21 protein-coding genes and 1 pseudogene are annotated in these 17,607 nt (G+C 34.9%); 19 read left to right on the top strand and 3 right to left on the bottom strand.

Going from position 1 to position 17,607, the window contains the following annotated elements:
* Positions 1 to 29: 29 nt before the first annotated feature.
* The 15 genes from H561_RS0105080 to H561_RS0105010 all read left to right on the top strand — a co-directional run bounded on the left by H561_RS0105080 (position 30) and on the right by H561_RS0105010 (position 10,466).
* Positions 30 to 500 (top strand): hypothetical protein, encoded by a 471-nt coding sequence (locus H561_RS0105080; protein ID WP_027386026.1) that lies wholly within the window; start codon positions 30 to 32, stop codon positions 498 to 500.
* Positions 501 to 650: 150 nt separating this feature from the next.
* The gene (locus tag H561_RS0105075) at positions 651 to 848 is read left to right on the top strand and encodes a hypothetical protein (protein ID WP_027386025.1); all 198 of its coding nucleotides are present in this window, start codon (positions 651 to 653) and stop codon (positions 846 to 848) included.
* A gap of 153 nt (positions 849 to 1,001) precedes the next feature.
* On the top strand, positions 1,002 to 1,430 hold the full coding sequence (locus tag H561_RS0105070) for a hypothetical protein (RefSeq protein WP_027386024.1): 429 nt from the start codon (positions 1,002 to 1,004) through the stop codon (positions 1,428 to 1,430).
* A 395-nt stretch (positions 1,431 to 1,825) separates the two neighbouring features.
* The gene (locus H561_RS0105065; RefSeq protein ID WP_027386023.1) at positions 1,826 to 2,191 is read left to right on the top strand and encodes a hypothetical protein; all 366 of its coding nucleotides are present in this window, start codon (positions 1,826 to 1,828) and stop codon (positions 2,189 to 2,191) included.
* A gap of 123 nt (positions 2,192 to 2,314) precedes the next feature.
* The gene (locus H561_RS0105060; RefSeq protein ID WP_027386022.1) at positions 2,315 to 2,830 is read left to right on the top strand and encodes a hypothetical protein; all 516 of its coding nucleotides are present in this window, start codon (positions 2,315 to 2,317) and stop codon (positions 2,828 to 2,830) included.
* Positions 2,831 to 2,937: 107 nt separating this feature from the next.
* On the top strand, positions 2,938 to 3,345 hold the full coding sequence (locus H561_RS0105055; protein ID WP_027386021.1) for a hypothetical protein: 408 nt from the start codon (positions 2,938 to 2,940) through the stop codon (positions 3,343 to 3,345).
* 475 nt (positions 3,346 to 3,820) lie between these two features.
* Positions 3,821 to 4,168 (top strand): hypothetical protein, encoded by a 348-nt coding sequence (locus H561_RS0105050; RefSeq protein WP_155845744.1) that lies wholly within the window; start codon positions 3,821 to 3,823, stop codon positions 4,166 to 4,168.
* A 51-nt stretch (positions 4,169 to 4,219) separates the two neighbouring features.
* Positions 4,220 to 4,678, top strand: a complete 459-nt coding sequence (locus H561_RS0105045) for a hypothetical protein (RefSeq protein ID WP_027386019.1) — start codon at positions 4,220 to 4,222, stop codon at positions 4,676 to 4,678.
* A gap of 650 nt (positions 4,679 to 5,328) precedes the next feature.
* On the top strand, positions 5,329 to 6,561 hold the full coding sequence (locus tag H561_RS22055; RefSeq protein WP_034761437.1) for a cation:proton antiporter: 1,233 nt from the start codon (positions 5,329 to 5,331) through the stop codon (positions 6,559 to 6,561).
* A 244-nt stretch (positions 6,562 to 6,805) separates the two neighbouring features.
* Positions 6,806 to 7,231, top strand: a complete 426-nt coding sequence (locus H561_RS0105035) for a hypothetical protein (RefSeq protein WP_027386018.1) — start codon at positions 6,806 to 6,808, stop codon at positions 7,229 to 7,231.
* Positions 7,232 to 7,362: 131 nt separating this feature from the next.
* Positions 7,363 to 8,157: an immunity 22 family protein gene (locus H561_RS0105030; RefSeq protein ID WP_027386017.1), complete on the top strand. Its 795-nt coding sequence runs from the start codon at positions 7,363 to 7,365 to the stop codon at positions 8,155 to 8,157.
* 133 nt (positions 8,158 to 8,290) lie between these two features.
* Positions 8,291 to 8,677, top strand: coding sequence for a hypothetical protein (locus H561_RS22050; RefSeq protein ID WP_051349310.1), 387 nt, complete (start codon positions 8,291 to 8,293; stop codon positions 8,675 to 8,677).
* Between the two features lie 450 nt (positions 8,678 to 9,127).
* Positions 9,128 to 9,544, top strand: coding sequence for a hypothetical protein (locus tag H561_RS0105020; RefSeq protein ID WP_027386016.1), 417 nt, complete (start codon positions 9,128 to 9,130; stop codon positions 9,542 to 9,544).
* A gap of 5 nt (positions 9,545 to 9,549) precedes the next feature.
* Positions 9,550 to 9,993, top strand: a complete 444-nt coding sequence (locus H561_RS0105015) for a leucine-rich repeat domain-containing protein (protein WP_027386015.1) — start codon at positions 9,550 to 9,552, stop codon at positions 9,991 to 9,993.
* Between the two features lie 35 nt (positions 9,994 to 10,028).
* The gene (locus H561_RS0105010; RefSeq protein ID WP_027386014.1) at positions 10,029 to 10,466 is read left to right on the top strand and encodes an SMI1/KNR4 family protein; all 438 of its coding nucleotides are present in this window, start codon (positions 10,029 to 10,031) and stop codon (positions 10,464 to 10,466) included.
* A 425-nt stretch (positions 10,467 to 10,891) separates the two neighbouring features.
* Here the strand turns inward: H561_RS0105010 and H561_RS0105005 are convergent, their stop codons facing one another.
* The gene (locus H561_RS0105005; RefSeq protein WP_027386013.1) at positions 10,892 to 11,632 is read right to left on the bottom strand and encodes a hypothetical protein; all 741 of its coding nucleotides are present in this window, start codon (positions 11,630 to 11,632) and stop codon (positions 10,892 to 10,894) included.
* Between the two features lie 1,015 nt (positions 11,633 to 12,647).
* Here H561_RS0105005 and H561_RS23585 point away from each other — a divergent pair.
* Positions 12,648 to 12,860, top strand: a complete 213-nt coding sequence (locus H561_RS23585; RefSeq protein ID WP_228372223.1) for a hypothetical protein — start codon at positions 12,648 to 12,650, stop codon at positions 12,858 to 12,860.
* Positions 12,861 to 12,872: 12 nt separating this feature from the next.
* Here H561_RS23585 and H561_RS0104995 read toward each other — a convergent pair whose 3' ends face one another.
* Complete coding sequence (locus H561_RS0104995) at positions 12,873 to 14,564, bottom strand: S41 family peptidase (RefSeq protein ID WP_027386012.1); 1,692 nt, start codon at positions 14,562 to 14,564, stop codon at positions 12,873 to 12,875.
* 236 nt (positions 14,565 to 14,800) lie between these two features.
* Between H561_RS0104995 and H561_RS24475 the strand changes: the two are divergent.
* Both H561_RS24475 and H561_RS0104975 read left to right on the top strand, forming a co-directional pair.
* A pseudogene (locus H561_RS24475) lies at positions 14,801 to 15,444 on the top strand (DNA polymerase domain-containing protein).
* Between the two features lie 211 nt (positions 15,445 to 15,655).
* Positions 15,656 to 16,072 (top strand): SRPBCC family protein, encoded by a 417-nt coding sequence (locus H561_RS0104975; RefSeq protein ID WP_027386009.1) that lies wholly within the window; start codon positions 15,656 to 15,658, stop codon positions 16,070 to 16,072.
* A 453-nt stretch (positions 16,073 to 16,525) separates the two neighbouring features.
* On the opposite strand, the gene H561_RS22040 is transcribed toward H561_RS0104975, so the two are convergent.
* Positions 16,526 to 16,744, bottom strand: coding sequence for a hypothetical protein (locus H561_RS22040; RefSeq protein ID WP_051349309.1), 219 nt, complete (start codon positions 16,742 to 16,744; stop codon positions 16,526 to 16,528).
* Between the two features lie 618 nt (positions 16,745 to 17,362).
* Between H561_RS22040 and H561_RS0104965 the strand changes: the two genes are divergently transcribed.
* Positions 17,363 to 17,607: transposase (locus H561_RS0104965; RefSeq protein ID WP_027386008.1), on the top strand; the 245-nt coding region annotated here is incomplete at its 3' end.

Below are 17,607 nucleotides of genomic sequence, written 5' to 3'. Positions count from 1 at the left end.
GATTGTTGCAGACTATTCAAATAAACTATATGAAAACGATTATTATATTTCTTATTCTGCTTTCCAGTTGTGCTTTCGGCCAGCAGCATATACCAATTAAGCAGGCGATTCCGGAAGGCGGACTGCTAAACCAAAAAATAAAGCAGACTAAATGGTATTTTGATACCGATGAAATCAGAGAAAACAAACTCGATCTGAACAGCAATACAACTCAACCCGATGTACTTAATTTTGTGGATGCCAGTAAATTCCTTATTACCTTACAGGATGGTACAAAACTCAGTGGGACATACCAGATCTTTGACCTGGGGGATATGGGAACTCATACTGCGCCGAAAAACTATAAGACCTTCAAGGTTCATAAAACTCAAAATTTAAACAGTCGTGCGAGCAAACTAGCAACATTTTTACAGCAGGACCTGAATGTACATTATTACAAGGAGCAAAAGACTATGGATTTTATAAGTAATGACAACGGGTCCATTGTTCCATCAAACTGACGTTCCTGTATATAGATATTGTTTTAGTTTAAGCTGTACTAAAGCCACTATGCACTGAAAGTGCAAAGGTTTTGGATAAAGAAAGAATGGAATTCTTTCCTCAAAGTGCAAAAGTGTCATTTTTAACTTGTGGAGACAAACAAGTACCTAATGGAGATACTGGAGCTGCTGCTTTTGTCAGGACACGAATCTTATACGCTCATAAGTTATGAAATTCGATATTGTACTAAATTCAGAACTGCAAAGAATAGAGGAGGTTATATTAGTAAGGAAGAAAGGTTTGATGTAATGCAATATTATGACTTTGACCCTGCTGATTATTTTGAGCCAGATTATGGTAATGATTAATTGACATTGCGGTTGACTACAATTTGGCAGAATGCCGGTTTTAGTACTAAATTCAACGGAAGTTTTTCCATTAGACATGTGCGCAAAACTAAACAATTGTGCTTCGTGGTCTGCTACTTTTAAAAAAATAGGAAGTGCCATTATTTTAATTAAATGAAATATTACCAATTATATCCTGAAGTTGCGGGAACCCTTACTGAAGATTGTATTGATGATGCTGTAGCCCGGCCTGTTAAAATTTCAAAAATGAATTATGAGTTTGATGGCTGGCTGGGTGACGATTTAGTTACCGAAGCAGGGCATTTTATTGTTGCCGAAAAACTAGCCGAAGCATTAATGCAAAGTATGTTAAGCGGTTTTAATTTGGGTAAAGCAACAACATCAAAATCAGAACAATTTGAAGAAATGTATCCGGATCGTATATTGCCGGTATTTAAATGGCTGAGGATTAATGGAGAATCTAAACAAGATGATTTTTGGTTTTCTAAAGAAAGTATGATGCTATATGTATCTGAAAAAGCTTATGATGTTTTAAAGGATTTTCAACTCGCGAATTGTGATTTAGAAGTCATCGAAGAGTGAAAAAGATTTATGCCATATTGGTTAATAATATTATTACAATGAAATAACTTGCTATTTTATATAACAGACAAATCAGAGATTTTCTATTACTTTTGATGAAATATATGAAGCCATTAGCAGTAATATCAATCACATTGGCGCGAAAAACCGTAATTTATTAGATCAAGTTGAAAATGATTATGGATATTAGTCAAAATAAGTTATAAATTTCAGCTTGATGAGCAATGCATTTAACTCTGTAAGGTTTTATTACTATTTTAAACAAATTCCGGAAGACTGTTTGAAAGAATAAATAATTTATAAATAATCAAAATGAGCTTGAACGTACTTGTATTCAAACTAAATCTTGAAAAAAACATGATATTGAAGCAAAAGCGACTGCTAAACCATAAAATATGAAAATATTCATTTCACCAGTCGCAAAACCAGATTGGGCTGTTGATAAAGATGTATTTATTGAGGCTTTGAAAACCAATTGGCAGGAAGTTATTATAATTAAAATTGAAGATGAAAGGGTAAAATATTTCTTAACCTGGTTTATAACTAAAAATAATACGGATGTATTAGAAGGCAAACTGGACAAAGACGGCAATACATTTGTGCTTGAATCTGAAGACTATTCATTGCTTTATAAATGCTCGCTTTATTGCAGGAAATTTATGCCATCTGCCGCTTACATTATATTTTATGATGAAAGTTATTCATTTAATTTAGAATTAAATGATAGATTATCCGAAAAGGATTTTCTTGATGCTTTTTAGCCTAACTTATGTGTGAAGGGAGGCAGCTGGAAAGACTGAAGCAGTAACGATCTTTTATGAAAATGGAAATCAGCCGGGCGGATTACAATTATACCAGGTTGAAAGCATAGTGCAAAGAACAATATGGATAAGCTAAAGACATATGATTTAGATCCGGAGGTTCCGGACGAAACCGTGATCAGATTTTCCCGGTGGAAACAGGGTGTTAGTATTTTTCTCACCTTACTCATCATCGTGGCGGGTGGCGTCTGGGTGTTCTTCCCAAGGGATAATCTGCTTTCTTTAGGTTCGATCCTGAGTTATGTGATGGGTGCCGTTATCATCCGTTTTGGCGCTGTGAGTTTTCGGGTCACAATACATGATTTTTTGAACCGTGATGCGCAAATGGTGATCGGAAACTATGGGATCAAAAGGCCTGGCGGGGTATATTATCCCTGGGCAGAAATCTATGACGAAAAGATCATCAGTGTAGTTGGCGGGAAATCTTCACGCCTTCATTTGATCTATCGCTGTCCAAGGGGATTAGTGGATATGACACTGAGCGGGCTTGATATCGGAAGAACCCGGCTCAGCCATGTGCTTCAGGTTTACAGGAATCGGTCGGAGGCAGGCAGTGAAGGAAGCCCGAAAGTGAGTTGATCGCCTAGAAAGACTTTTTTTGCTTTACTTTTGATCAAAGTAATATTACTGTTTTAAACAAATTCAGGAATACTATTGAGAGACTAAATAATTTATAAATAATCAAAATGAGCTGGGACGTACTTGTATTCAAACTAAACCGTGAAATAAAGAGCGGATCAGAAATTGACGAAACAACAATTGATGATATCGGTTCAGTGGCATCTGTAATAGAAAAGTTCCATTCTCATTTTCCTGATTTTGAGCTTTCTCATTATGGAAAAGTTGTTGAAAATATGGGGACAATTGAACGGGAAAATTTTTCAATTGAATTCTCCATTATAAAAGCGACAGATACCTACAATTTCCTAAGCTTTCATTTATATGGTAAAGATAGTATTTACCCTGTTGCAGAATTGTGTAAAAGGAATGGATGGTGCATATTTGACACCACATTAGCAGAGCTGATAAATTTGGAAGATCCTGAAAAGAACGGCTATGAGCAGTTTAATACAATTAGAAATGGAATAACATGATAATACCAGCGGCAAGATGAGTTATACAAAAGCATAGCTGACTTACAAAAATTCAAGTTAGTTTTTTAATTCGGCTATCGTACTTCGATTTCCTGCCCGAAAGGTTATCGGCAATTTTTACAGACTACTTGGATCGCCCAATGATGGACCCGTAATTTATACAAATCAATCACAATTTTTCTTTTTTCAAAGATTCTGACTTAGATTTTATGAGTCGAATATATGCCTTAAAAAAATCCATATTCTGGACATTGGATTGGTGAAAAAATATTCAAATTACCCTAAACAGAAATATTATTGACTGCTACAATACAGACAAAGATTTAATGAATTAGGATAAAAAAAAATCAATTGATCACACAATATCTGAACCGACAACTGGTCAACGAAGGTACAAAAGCCACTCTGTAGAGAGCAGAACCTCTTTGAACTATGAAGGTTGATTGAAAGAGATTTCGAAATAGTAAAATTAATCATGAAGAAAAAAACATTCATCATTATATCGATTTCTATCATTCTGGCATTTGTGGTTTTCCGATTGGTAAACCCAGATATTTCTAAGGAAGTTGTTGCTTTGGACTGTAAAGCGACTGATCAGAAATCGATATTCGGAAATGAATATGAAGGCTTTAATTACCACAATGCGAAGATGGATCTGGCAAAATGCCTGTGCGCAAAATATTCAGGTTCCAAAGATGAAAAATACAAATTGGAAATCAAAAAGATCCTGTTGGAATTTAAATATGAAAAAGTTGAGGAAACCAATTATGATGATATTTGTAAGAACAGCGAAACGTATTTTGGATATTGGTATTTTGAATAATTTTAACAATCAGATTATCGATTTTACAAGTCACGGTAATAATTTGGAAATATGAAATACATTAAAATTTTAATCTTATTTACAATCTGTTTTTATGCTTTATCTATACAATCCTGCAACAAAACACAGCAAAAGACAAGGGCAAAGGTTGCTAAAAACGAAATCAGGGAAGTTTCTATCTCTACTTATGGAGGGAGGAGTACAATCCAGTCAACAACTTACCAGATTACGAAAGACAGCGTCAAGTATTCCCTTTTGGCGATCGACTCTACTCAGAATGTTCATCAGTCTTATCTTAATGAAAATCAAGATTGGAAAAACCTGATTGATAAAATTGATTTGAATCAATTCGAAAATCTGAGAAACGGAAATTCTCAGCTGCCTTATGACGGAAATGACACCGAAATAATGATCGTCACAGACCATGAAACGATAACCAAACTAAATGCAAAAAACAATAAAAGTTGGGACGATATTGTAAAATTCGTCAATACAACATACAAAAAATAAACTGCGCATAAAGTCATAATATCAACATCCAATACTTTATTTGAGGCTAAAATCTGAGGTCGACATTAATAAAAACAACTTTAAATATTCTTCTGTTTTCTCTTTTGGAATCAAATCTAAAAGTGCATTTATGTCGATGGTTTTATGTTCATGGATGATGCTCTTTATCGATTTTTCAACATCAGGGCCATTGATTAATTGTACAATTTAACACTTCCTTTGATACCGGTATAGAATTATATCCGGGTGCAGGAATGCTATTTTAAAAAATACCTGTTCTCAATCTGTTATTCTGTGTTCAACAGAGTATTTCTTTTACTCAGTGAAAAGGTTTTGAAGAATTTCATAATACCGCTAAAATATAATCCGCTTTCTTAAGATCCTCTTTGTCTGCGCCGGTTCAATGTGTCAGGTGGATACATCTGTATTTTGTATAGCACCAATCATTCTCATAAAATCATAAATTTACCAGTCGTATTTTTTGAAAAGCGGCGGATTCAGATTTATGAAAAATGGGGATCTGGCGGGATATTTGATCAATTTAATTCAAGCTACATGAACATTTTCCGCTTACAGGCCTGAATGCATCTTATTGTATCTCACCTTTAATTATTACTGAAAAACGATGGTAATAAGAAATTTCTTTATTTATGGATCAATATCTAATCATTTTAACCTTAATTGGAGTCGCTACCCTCAGTATGGCATGGATGCCTAAAATTTCGGAGAAAACAGGAATTTCATATTCTGTTTTTTATGTAGCAGCAGGATTCTTACTTTATCTTTTTATTCCTGACTATCTGCCAAATCCGCTTCCACAAGCAAACAAGGGTCTGACGATTCATCTCACAGAACTGATTGTCATTATATCCCTGATGGGTACGGGCATAAAGATCGACCGTGAATTTTCTGTTAAAGGCTGGTCGTCTCCATTAAAGCTCATCGGGATCACCATGCTGTTGTGTATAGGGGCGGCAACGCTGCTGGGATATTATTTCCTGGGTCTGGGTCTGGCTTCGGCAACATTGTTGGGTGCGGTTCTTGCCCCTACCGATCCCGTATTTGCGGCAGATGTACAGGTGGGGCCCCCTAACGATCAGATGAAATCAGAGGCCAGGTTTGCTCTTACTTCAGAGGCCGGATTAAATGACGGGGTGGCATTTCCGTTTACCTGGCTTGCAATTACTTTAGGTGTCATGCTTTCCGGAAAAGGAGTCAGTTTATTAGACTGGTTTGCCTTTGATGTGATCTATCGTTTAGTTGCCGGTGTCGTACTCGGATTCATCTTTGGAAAAGGGATAGGTATGGTGTTGTTTAGGATGGCTAAGAAATATGAGACTTTGAAAACCAGGGACGGTCTTGTTGCGGTGGCAGCGACTCTGTTGGTTTATGGTATTACAGAACTCATACATGGCTATGGTTTTATTGCGGTATTTATCTGTGCGATTACACTCAGACATTTTGAAAAAAAACACCAGTATCATGATAAGCTTCATGCCTTCACGGATCAGGTGGAAAGGCTGCTTTTATGCTTGCTGCTAATTTTGTTCGGAGGAACTGTGGCTATGGGAATACTGAACCCTCTTACCTGGAAAATGGTTGTATTTTCAGTAGTTTTTTTATTGGTGGTGAGACCGCTGTTTGGCTGGCTGGCATTAAGTACTGCAAAAATGGGAAATAAAGACCGTCTCGCGATAGGTTTCTTTGGTATCCGGGGGATGGGGTCAGTATTCTATCTTGCATTTGGGTTAAGCAAATTTGATTTCGACCACAAAAATGAACTCTGGGCTATTGTTTCCCTGACCATTCTTTTATCAATATTCATGCATGGTGTAACGGCAAACTATGTAATGGAAAACCTAAGGAAAAACGATGACATGTAGGTCTTTAATACCATAAAGAAAAATGGATTTGGAATCCGTTGAATTAGTGATTAAGGTTTGATTGCTTTTTAAACGGACCAGATAAATCGTTTTGTTATCAAATTATGAGAAAATAAATAAATTTAGCGGTGGGTTAAACTTTATGCTTTTTAGGAATCAGAGGCAATACGGAGATATAGAAACAGGATTGTATTATATAGGGTTAGGCCTTACGATCCGGAAAGCAGGATATGTATAATTAATTATGAACAAAAACATAAGTGGATTTAAAATTTCAGATGGTAAGTTAATAGGGGACTATTCAATTTCAGTCGATGAACATATACCGGTAATCTTTGATATTGAAAAAAGCCATGCTAAAATTGAGGATTTTTCCGACTTGTTAGATAAGGCAGTGAGCTTACTCAATGCATTGACTGAAAACATAATTGATCATTTAAAAACAAACATTGCTGTTGAGTTGACAGATGCTGCCTATTCAGAAACTGTACATCATACAAAAGCAAAAGATGATACAGATTTAAAGTCACAATTGAAGTTGAAAACGATTAACTTTTATCCTGATCATGTGATTTCGATGATCTTTGAGGCAAAAGAAGAATATCCGGATGGGTTAATTTATTGCCAGGTAGGTCAAAGTTTTGATATTGAAGATCTGGCAGTTCATTAAGCATATGTTATCTTGAAATATATCATGATGGGAATAGTGAATTATCCGGATCTTCCTTGTAAAATAGACTTGTTTAAGATCCCATTGGTCAATAAAGAATTCTTTGTTATAGTAAAATTAAGAACAATAGGATGGGAAAAATACATATATGGGTAGGGAATTTTGAATCAGAAGCGGCTTTTGAGGAATATTTTAGTCAGGAATCCTATTTGAAGGCTTGGTCTATTTATGATCATGAGCCAGCGACGGGAAAAGAAGGTGGTGATCAGGAGCCGGATCCTGAACTCAGATGCCAATTCTGTAAAGACATAGGGATAGACAATTACAATGAAGATTTCATTCTATTGAAATATGATCATCAGCTTCAGGAGATCAATATGATATTGAACGATATTTTAGGTGATACCGCTGCGTTTTTAAAATGGTACGAGGAACGTAAGATCGAAAATAGTAATGTCCTGGTTGCTTATGAAAATCACGATTTACCTCAAAAAAATGCTTCTCAGACCAAAGAAATGATATACCTTGGCGAAATAGAAGGCTTGTCAGATACCGGTGATAAAGTAAGTTTAAGAACGCATTATCTATGGCTGGGAAAAAAGGAAATACCATCCGGAATCCTTAATTCTTTAGCCGGTGGCAAAGAATTATTGAAAGATAAAATTGCGGAAATCTTAGGGGTTGACAAAAATATTATTGAAGAGGTTAATTACTACTATACTGAAAATAAAGGAAAGGTTGATGAAATCATAATAACCCATGTAGAAGATTACCATATTGCGGAACAAATGATATTGAAGGCAGAGGAGTTAGGTGTCAACTCAACGACGAATCTGATGTTGGAGCTTGTAAGCTATGAAGGCTTTAATCTTGATATAGATGATAAAACCGGACTATATTACGTTGGCGGTTTTAGGGAAGAATAAAATATAAATGCATTTAACCTGTTATCTGAGGTGTAAACTCATGTTTTTTGTAGTAATCGATTTTAAAATAAACATAGTATGTTAAAATAAACGTTACTAATTCAAATAGGTCAGTATGATATAAATTAAGATTATGTTTGAAAAAAAGAATTCAGCCTTAGTTTTTGAAGAATTTGATGGTAGAATAAATAAAATTAAAGATCTGAATAAGGTGCCTGTATCAGACCCGTTATATTTAAAATTTTTATCAGAATACAAAGGGCTGGAAATCACACCCGACATAGAAATATTTAGCTGCGAAGACGCGCTCAATGAAAATAAATATATTGAGAAAAATGATCCGGAACTATACGGTAAGATCTGGATCATTGGACGAAGTGGCCAGGGAGATGGATGGTTTATTAATATAGAAAAATCAACTATTTTGTTTTACAATCACAATAATGGAGAATATGGGTCTATTGACGAATTTATTGATTTTAATATTTCTTCAGGCTGCTTTTTTGTTTCGGGAGCTTGAAGAACAACTGGATGGACATGATGATCATCTGCCAATAGAGATTCAACAATTATTTGTTAATAGTTTAAAAAAGATCAGCAGTGATTTCTATTCGAGATATCCTTATCAATACTTTTGATCTCTGATCCAAGGACGACCATCATAATAACCCCCCCCCAGATGCCAAATACATTAAATGCCAGCATTATTCTGTTATCAGCGTTTATTTGGTTACACCCATACAGGCTTACGATGATGCCGGTAAAAAATATGGGATTGCGAACTTGATATTTATGGAAAAATCCTTAAACTTAGCGGTGATATGGAGTTTGTACCCTTTAGGTATCAGGGTCAGTATGAGGATACATAAACAGGATTGATAGACTCACAAAGCATATGCTGAAATTGTAAAAAAGCTGATATTTTGGAAAATGAATTAGCAATAAGCACAGGTAAAATTAAATGTAAATAGTGATAAATAGGTTCAGAATAGAAGAAAAAAAGCCATATGCTAAAAAAATTATAACCATATTTTCAAATGAATTTGAAGAAGGGATTAATGAAGCGGTAAAAGAAAATTGTGATGGTATATTTATCAGAAAGCCTGTTCTAGCCTCTGTCCCCGGCTTTTTAGATTTAACATCATTAAAAAAAATGAAATCGTTATGTGTGCATCTATCTTTTGAAGGAGGATTTGCAAAAGATTATAATGCCGAATCTATTGGGGAAATGAAAAGCGTCAAACAATTATGGTTGCCAAAAAGCTTTAAAGAATTTAATATTTGCGCTAATAAAAATATAGAACAGTTAACCTTATCTTTTCCTTCTGAATTTATTAATCTACAGTGCTTGAAATCACTTAGATTTTTGTATTTAAGAGAGATTTAAATAATTTGTCTGAAATTAATTTTCCTGATAACCTTGACGAATTGATGATTACAAATACCAAAATAAAAACGCTTAATGGGATTGAAAACATCAAGTCATTAGTTAAACTGGAAATATCTCATAATAAAAATTTAACTGCTATACAGGAATTAAAAAGGATTGAAATTGGAAGTTTATTGATAATAGCTTGTAATAAAATTAAAGATTTACATTCTCTCAAAGAGAATCAATCTATACAGTATTTGTATATTGACAAATTACAATCCTTGGAAGAAATAGGGCCAATTATTTCTGTCCGCACAATTGGTTTTCAAGATTTAAAAGATGGGAGAACGGACCTGGCTCTTGAATGGCCAGAACTAAAAGAAATTACATTTTATCCGAATAAAAAGCATTGCAGTCATACAGAAAAACAGTTGAATCAAATTTTAAGTGGTAAATCAAATTAATTGCTTTAATTTTTCTTAAAACGTTATTAGAAGAGATGGATAACACGTTAATCAGAAAGATAGAAGATTTTCTGTCGAATGAAGAAAATAGTATTTTTAGGAGCGCGGCAACTGAAGATGATACGATTGCTAATGCGGAAAAAGAACTCAATGTAAGCTTTGATAAGGATTATATAGAATTTTTAAAATTATTCGGAGGCAGTTTTGTCGGCATTCCTATTTATGGTTTTAAAAATTCCGAAATGCTTTCCGATCAAACCGTTGTAGATTTAACGAAAGAGTTTCGCGGGAATTATGCCTGTGACAGTAAATGTCCGGAAATACAAAACAGTTATGTTATTTCTGTTGAAGGTAACGGTGATCCCATAATGATAAATTCTGATGGAGAAGTTTTAATGTACAGCCATGATGATGATACTATTGAGCAAATTGCACCATTGTTCGAGAGATTGATTGAAGATAATTTAAGCTGATTCCAATAACAGAATCAACTATCCAACACAAAAATAAATGAATAAACTCAGACTACCTTAGAAGGTTCACAACTCATTTTAATAAGTCAGAAGGATATCCTTTCAGCAATTGGTTTGAAAAATTAATCTGGAAAGGCCAATTGAAATTCGGTGGATAGGAGTTCTTTAGAATAATCTGCTGCGGACAAAAATGCGAGGATGGCTCCCAGAATATAAACTTTATTGTAAAAAATGAGGATGGAAATATGCCTAGGCATACTGCCTGAAACTGCCACCGATGGAGGTAAATGAGTACGCGATTGATTTTACACTTAAAGCACAAATCTTCAATTTTGCACAAACGTTGAACCGAAGGACTGCCGTTGAACTTTGCAGTTTCGCCCCAATATCGCAAAACCCTTCCTATGTTGTGCGATTGTGCTTTTCTAATCTTTTTTTTCGAATTTTGTCATAAACCCTGTACTCCTACTCATTTTACTAAAAACATCGTAATATTCATTTCTACAAATGAACAGCGTAGCGGAAGTATGATTTCTGCTTTCAATTTCCTTGATGTACTTTTTTTCATCTTCGTTTAAGATGACATTTTTATAATCCAATTTTCCATCTGATACAAGAGCAATTATTTTATCTTCAAAATTCCATTTTTTTATGTCGTAAGATGACATTCCTGCTGAGACATTCGTCAAAGTTGGATTACCATATAATTTGGTTAATTCTGTTGAGAATTTTTCTATAGTTTCAGTCTTTATACTGTCAGTTGTGCCTGAAATTATAAGCAGATTGTTTTTTAAATCTGTTATTGCATTTACTTCGTCGAATTTTAAATTTTTGAAAAAGCCGACACAGTACTCTTTATTCCAATTGCTTCTGCCTACACCTGTTTGACGATAAGTAATTGCATAGGGTTCAACAAGTCTAAAATCGTTTCCATCAACGTCAATTGTATCTGCATCAGCTTGAAAGAAATAAATTTCTTTTTGGCTGCTCTTCCTCATTTTATGATAATCTGCCCATTCTGCTTTCAAAGATTTTGAGTAATATTTTTTTGAGTTGAACGTAGCAAAATTCAGTTTTTCAAAATCCAGATTTCCATCTTCTAAACTTGACTGGCAAGATGCCAATAAAGGTAAAATTATGATTAGTGTTAAGAAGATTTTTTTCATTTATTTTTATGTTGGTTAATATATGGACGAATGTTGGTTTAGCATATCGCACAACTCACAAATATCCGAAAGTTACACAAGACACACAAATCACCTATCTGTCTATTTATTAGGGCTTATGATTTTATTTACTTGTAGGTATTTTATCAGGTCTATGACGCCTTAAAAAAACTGAACATACGAGCGGTGCTCGACGTGGTATATAAGTCAGGATAAAATTAGGTTGCAAAGTGGCGAGCCAAACTTATACGTGTGCGTTCACGATCCAAATACATGGGTTGACATATTTGGCTTAGATAAAAGAGGAGGAAACAAGTCATTCATTGAAGGAAGTATACATCCTGGAACAGTTAGTTACCCTAGAACCTTGGAGGCATAATTGTAATTCAAGCTACAGGTAGTCACACTGATGATAAAGTTGCGGTATATGATAAAACTAAAAATAGAGATGTTTGGTCTGATGATTATAGATTACATCATATATCATATGATCCGGATACAAATGAAATGACAATGATAATGCAAAGATTAGATTAGATTAGATTAGATTACGAGAAGCTTTGAACTAAAGCTATCAGATTTAGGATGTTGAAGACTATGTATGTCAAAAAGTAAATGAAAAATACAAAAATGTCAATGATCCAGGCAATATCGGTATCGCTTGAAGGTGTTTGCCTGATGAAATTGGAAGAAAAACATTTAAGCGGTATGATAAAAAGATAAGTACTTAACAATTGATATAACAGTTAGCTTGGAGAAATACAAAATCTTTATAAGATAGAACAGAGACATGAATTAGGTCATGTTAGTTATGGAAATCTTAGAGATGCTTTAAAATAAATATAAGTTTGAAAAATTTGATAGTGATTTTTTTTAAAGACTTTAAAAATTGGTGTAATGAAACTGGCTGGCTTATGGATGAAGTGGATTATTCTATGATGGATGAATGATGTAAATTTATTGAAGCAACATGTGGTGTATAAGAGCTTGCCAAGGTGTCATGTTTTATTAACAAATGGAGCTATGCCAGCAGACCATCACGATTTTGAATACCGAAAGATCAGAATTTATCGCATGGATGGAAAGGATCATAGAACGGTTTGACATCCTTAATGAACAAGTCTCACCAAGTCAATCCAGATTCATTGAGATCGACAGACAGGTACTGTTGAACAATCAAGACGTATTACAACTCTTAAAGATCAGTTCAGGATCATTGCAACGCTAACAGCTTAATTTTTTACCTTCCTGCTGTGGCATGATCCATTGCACTTTCCAGAATAGGGTCGTTGTCATTAATAAAGTCTGAGATGGTGTATTTAACTGGTATGTCAATTGGAATGCCTACACGTTGTGCCTCATCTCCATTTGCTTGATAAATGCCAAATCCCGAAAAAGAGATTTTGTAGTTTCCCGGAAAAATCATCCTTGTCTGATTGCCATCGGCTCCAGCGGTTTGATTTCCGATTATCACTGTATTTTTATAAGTCTTCAAAATCAGGCTACTGAATTCCGCCAGACTCTGGGTCCGGTAATCAACCAGAAGAATTAATTTTCCTTTGTAAGGATTAGGGTTTTTCTTTCCCACAGTTTCTGCAGTCGTTCCTTTATTAGTGTTTTCATAAACCAACAGTCCCGGATATCTGAAATCATTTCTTGTCAGTTTACTGTAAATGGTCGGTTCGTCAAGAAAGTAATTTGCTATCGTGTATGATGGCATTTTATTCGGATAATTTCTAAGATCCAGAATAATGGCTTTCTTACTCATTAAGGGTTTCATTATGCTGTCCATATTTTTATAAGTAATATTGGAGGCATATAGATACGCAATATCATCAGTCATCATTTTTGATGTGATGGAACTGGACATTTCATAAAGGTCTAAAAACTCTTTTAGAAAATTACTTGCCCTTAATTTTACTGATGATGAAAACTTTTTCCCATTAGGATTGTATCCTGAATAAGTTGCTGACATTGCAGTGCTGTTTAGAATTAACTTATGCAAATCTCTGTATTTACCAGCTTTATTTCCTGCAGGAACGTAATCCCACAATTCTTTAGCACGTTTTTTTAATGTAATTCCGTTGATTTTCTCAATCACACTCCCTTTTTGAATATTCGCTTTTCGGGTTTCACTTTCGTCAAGAATTTTTGTAACAACTGCTTTGTCGTCAATTAGTTTGAAAAAAAAGGGAGGATTATATTTGCCTGCTACTTCCAGATCAATGAAAGGGTAAACACCGCCGTGTCCATCATTAATCGATGCAGACATTTTCAAAACAGCTTTGTGATAAGCAATGGTGTCATTTGCTTTTACAAACTCAGGAATTAATTTGGTCAACACTTGTTCCCAGAGTTTATCGGTTGCATATTTATATGGATAATAATAGTTGATCACATTCCAAAAACGGAAAAGACCCAAAAGCCTGTATTCGCTGTTTGGGAATTTCATTTCGGGATATGATTTCTCATTCGGTGTGATGATATTCCCGTCATCATCAGCATTGTTTTGGGCATAGAAATTCTGTCCTTGAAACGGATGTGAATAGTTGTATTTTATGAATTCCTTTTGACTTTCATTTAAATTCTTACTACCTTCAATCCAGGAATGATTGATGTTTCTGTACGTATAGGGATGCAACGATTGATCAACAATAAATTCTTCAGCCGTATTTTTTCCAGCGATCTGAAATAATTTATCTATCTCCTGTTGAAAAGCATTTTTGTCGTCGGAACTTAATAATTTGCTGATTGACGAAATAGCAATTGAATCCCAGTTGTGTTTTCCCGCTGAAATCTCAGGATGAAAATATTTTAAGTTGCCCCAAACATTACAAAAATCAGACAATTGAGAAGTTTGTCTCCTTGTTTGAGCTTGGGAACTGTTAAATGCAATTAAAAAGATGATTAATATTACAAATTTAATATTCATTTCTTTTTGTATTAACACAAAGAAACGAATATTTAAAGACTTAAAATTGTAAAAATGGAAAGTCTAAAGATAAAGCCAGATATTTTCTTTATCTGTCTCAATTTTTTCGAAGAAATCACTCGGTTTATTATCGGTCAATTTTTTAAAATGTCTGATGAAATGTGATTGGTCGAAATACAAGTTATCGTTAGATAGATCTGTAAGGTCTGCGCTGATTTTGGTTGAGCAAAGCATTGATGAACCGCTTTTCAAACAGGATTGAGGGTAAGAGTTTTTATTTTGAAAACGTAAAAGGGAAGGTGCCGGAATGGATGGGTACTTTTGATTATTACAGCGAAGAGGACAAGGAGCACAAAGAGTATCTGATCGCAAATGATGAGGCGACTTTGCTTCATATAATCAACATGGGCTGCATCGAACTCAATCCGTGGAGTAGTACCATTATAAACCTGATCATCCGACGTTCTGTAGTATTGACCTTAATCCGGATAAAAACAGTTTCGACCAGGTGGTTGAAGCTACCCGGATGACTAAAACGATACTTGATGATATGGGCGTACCGTCATTTCCGAAAACCAGCGGTTTTACCGGGCTGCATATTTATATTCCCTTGGACAACAAATACACCTATGAACAAAGAAAAGAATTTGCGAGGATCATCGTGACGCTGGTGAATCAGCAGCTTCCAAAATTCACAAGTATAGAAAGGCATATTTCTGACCGGAAAGGAAAGGTGTACCTTGACTTTTTGCAAAACAGGCCTCACGCAACTATTGCCTGTGCCTATTCAGTTCGTCCTAAGCAGGGTGCTACAGTATCCATGCCCCTGCAATGGGATGAAGTAAAGAAAGGATTAAAGATGTCTGACTTTACGATCTAAATGCGCTTGAAAGAAAAGAGAGTACCGGGGATATTTTTAAGCCTGTGCTTGGAAAGGGTATTAATCTGGAAAAAGTGTATCTGTTCAGTCCGGGGATAACAAAGAACATTAGTTAAGGCTGTGAATTACCTAACCCTTTATTCTATCGTTTCTGATCTGCACTTTGCAATTTATTCATTAAATTTAACATCAACATCACAACTTATAAGTCATGGAAAAGCCGTTTGAATTTGAACAGATATATGACGCCCCGATAGAAAAAATATGGGCCGCATTAACAGATCAAAATAAGATGAGAGTCTGGTACTTTCCGCAGTTAATTGAATTTAAGCCGATTGTAGGATTTGAATTCAAATTTTTAAATGACGGCTCGCCTTATCAGAAAGAATGGCGTGTCACTAAAATGAATAATGGTAGCTTGCTGGCACACACCTGGGATTATAAGGGCTATCCCGGGACTTCAGAAGTTTCTTTTGAGTTATCTGAACAGGATGGAAAAACCAAACTCAAACTTACTCATACCGGTTTGTCAAGCTTTCCCCGTGATCCGCACTTTGCACGGGATAGATTTGAAAATGGCTGGAAACAGATCTTGGGCAGCAATCTCAGACAGTTTCTTGCTGACTAATTTGATACTCATATAAATCTGCTTTTTGTCCACCCATTGCCGTGCTTTGTTGGACAAAAGACGTTAAATGTTGTTTTATCTTTGGGGGTATAAAAGAATGGAACATTAATGAGCAACGGGGAAATACACTTATTTGAATTGGCTGAGAGTAATTACGGGTTGGTTATTTCACCGATGCTGGAGATTGGTTTCAAAAGTTTTTATTTTATCATTTACATTTTGTGCGAAAGTGTTGAGTGATAAAAGCAGGATGATCAGGTTTAGTTTTTTCATATTGATTATTTCGATGAGTTATTAATATGACAACTTACAGAATGATTTTGTTACATTGGAGATTTTCTTCCTATGATTGACTTTCAGATGCTGGTATCTCCAGGGTTTTTGACATTGTTCATTATTATTTTTAGAAATTCTGGGTCGGCGTTCTTGACTAGGATTTTGTTGCTTTACGTATTATTTCTTATCGGAGCTGTCGCTGGTATTTTTTGATGATTTTAATATCTGCCGAAGCGTCTTACTATGAATTTTCTTATTCATTAAAGTTCCCATTTCCAGCCCGAAAAGTAATTCTAATAATCTCACTTCCACATATGGAATGTCACCGGGATCATCAATTTTCAAATCTCTGTATCTGTGGAAATTTACGGCAAATATGTCCGGAATATTTTCCACAGCCCAAAGGTGCTCCCCGGCTGGTAATAACTCAAGGCTTTTGTTTATTTTGTATTTATATATTTTTCAATCGAAAATAACCATTGATTGGAAGAAACATACAAAATCGGTCATTGTTTTAATGATCAAAATGACTATTCCTAGCATATAAATCCCGTATTCCTTCTCAATTTGGTTTACTCACTGCCAACTCTCCATGACCCAGTCCAAATAAATGTTCAAGTAAGATAACTTTTTCATAAGGTATATCTTGAGTAATCGAGCCTTCTCAGATCATTAAAATAAGAACGGAAAATATCTACCCTGATTCAATTATCGCTAAATGGAGAATAACGACCATCCGATTTACGTTGAATGACAATTTTGATTTTTATATTCTTGCAAAATCACATTCTGTATTTTTCTATATCAAATATTTACCAGGCACTTTTAGGAATTATTATAAGGATTGGAGGAGATATAAAAATGGACAGCAAGCCAAGGCAAACCCAACGCTGTTTCCTGACCACTTTCCCACGTTAAACAACAACAAAATATTTGACCTTCTCCCAAAAAACTGGAACAATTAAAAGTAGAGATTTTTCGAGAAATAATTAAATTTAAATAAAGAAAAGTCTAATGAAAAAGAGCAGATTTACAGAGAGTCAGATTATTTTTGCATTGAAACAGTCTGAGACAGGAGTGAAAGTCGAAGAAGTTTGTCGTAAGATGGGTATAAGTGAGGCCACTTTCTACAATTGGAAGAAGAAATTCGGAGGTTTGGGGATTACAGAACTCCGGCGTTTACGTCAATTAGAGGAAGAAAACAGTCAACTCAAGAAGTTGGTAGCCGACCTAAGCCTGGATAAGCAGATTCTCCAGGA

Origin of the sequence: Chryseobacterium gregarium DSM 19109 (assembly GCF_000430845.1) — a bacterium.
Taxonomy (GTDB): Bacteria; Bacteroidota; Bacteroidia; order Flavobacteriales; family Weeksellaceae; genus Chryseobacterium; species Chryseobacterium gregarium.
Note: the sequence above shows the minus strand (reverse complement) of the source record. Positions and strands in the feature narration are given on the sequence as shown.

Bases quoted from the DNA above. Each gene is read 5' to 3' on its own strand.
- H561_RS0105080 (WP_027386026.1), top strand. From the start codon at position 30: ATGAAAACGATTATTATATTTCTTATTCTGCTTTCCAGTTGTGCTTTC.
- H561_RS0105075 (WP_027386025.1), top strand. From the start codon at position 651: ATGGAGATACTGGAGCTGCTGCTTTTGTCAGGACACGAATCTTATACG.
- H561_RS0105070 (WP_027386024.1), top strand. From the start codon at position 1,002: ATGAAATATTACCAATTATATCCTGAAGTTGCGGGAACCCTTACTGAA.
- H561_RS0105065 (WP_027386023.1), top strand. From the start codon at position 1,826: ATGAAAATATTCATTTCACCAGTCGCAAAACCAGATTGGGCTGTTGAT.
- H561_RS0105060 (WP_027386022.1), top strand. From the start codon at position 2,315: ATGGATAAGCTAAAGACATATGATTTAGATCCGGAGGTTCCGGACGAA.
- H561_RS0105055 (WP_027386021.1), top strand. From the start codon at position 2,938: ATGAGCTGGGACGTACTTGTATTCAAACTAAACCGTGAAATAAAGAGC.
- H561_RS0105050 (WP_155845744.1), top strand. From the start codon at position 3,821: ATGAAGAAAAAAACATTCATCATTATATCGATTTCTATCATTCTGGCA.
- H561_RS0105045 (WP_027386019.1), top strand. From the start codon at position 4,220: ATGAAATACATTAAAATTTTAATCTTATTTACAATCTGTTTTTATGCT.
- H561_RS22055 (WP_034761437.1), top strand. From the start codon at position 5,329: ATGGATCAATATCTAATCATTTTAACCTTAATTGGAGTCGCTACCCTC.
- H561_RS0105035 (WP_027386018.1), top strand. From the start codon at position 6,806: ATGAACAAAAACATAAGTGGATTTAAAATTTCAGATGGTAAGTTAATA.
- H561_RS0105030 (WP_027386017.1), top strand. From the start codon at position 7,363: ATGGGAAAAATACATATATGGGTAGGGAATTTTGAATCAGAAGCGGCT.
- H561_RS22050 (WP_051349310.1), top strand. From the start codon at position 8,291: ATGTTTGAAAAAAAGAATTCAGCCTTAGTTTTTGAAGAATTTGATGGT.
- H561_RS0105010 (WP_027386014.1), top strand. From the start codon at position 10,029: ATGGATAACACGTTAATCAGAAAGATAGAAGATTTTCTGTCGAATGAA.
- H561_RS0105005 (WP_027386013.1), bottom strand. From the start codon at position 11,632: ATGAAAAAAATCTTCTTAACACTAATCATAATTTTACCTTTATTGGCA.
- H561_RS23585 (WP_228372223.1), top strand. From the start codon at position 12,648: ATGGAGCTATGCCAGCAGACCATCACGATTTTGAATACCGAAAGATCA.
- H561_RS0104995 (WP_027386012.1), bottom strand. From the start codon at position 14,564: ATGAATATTAAATTTGTAATATTAATCATCTTTTTAATTGCATTTAAC.
- H561_RS0104975 (WP_027386009.1), top strand. From the start codon at position 15,656: ATGGAAAAGCCGTTTGAATTTGAACAGATATATGACGCCCCGATAGAA.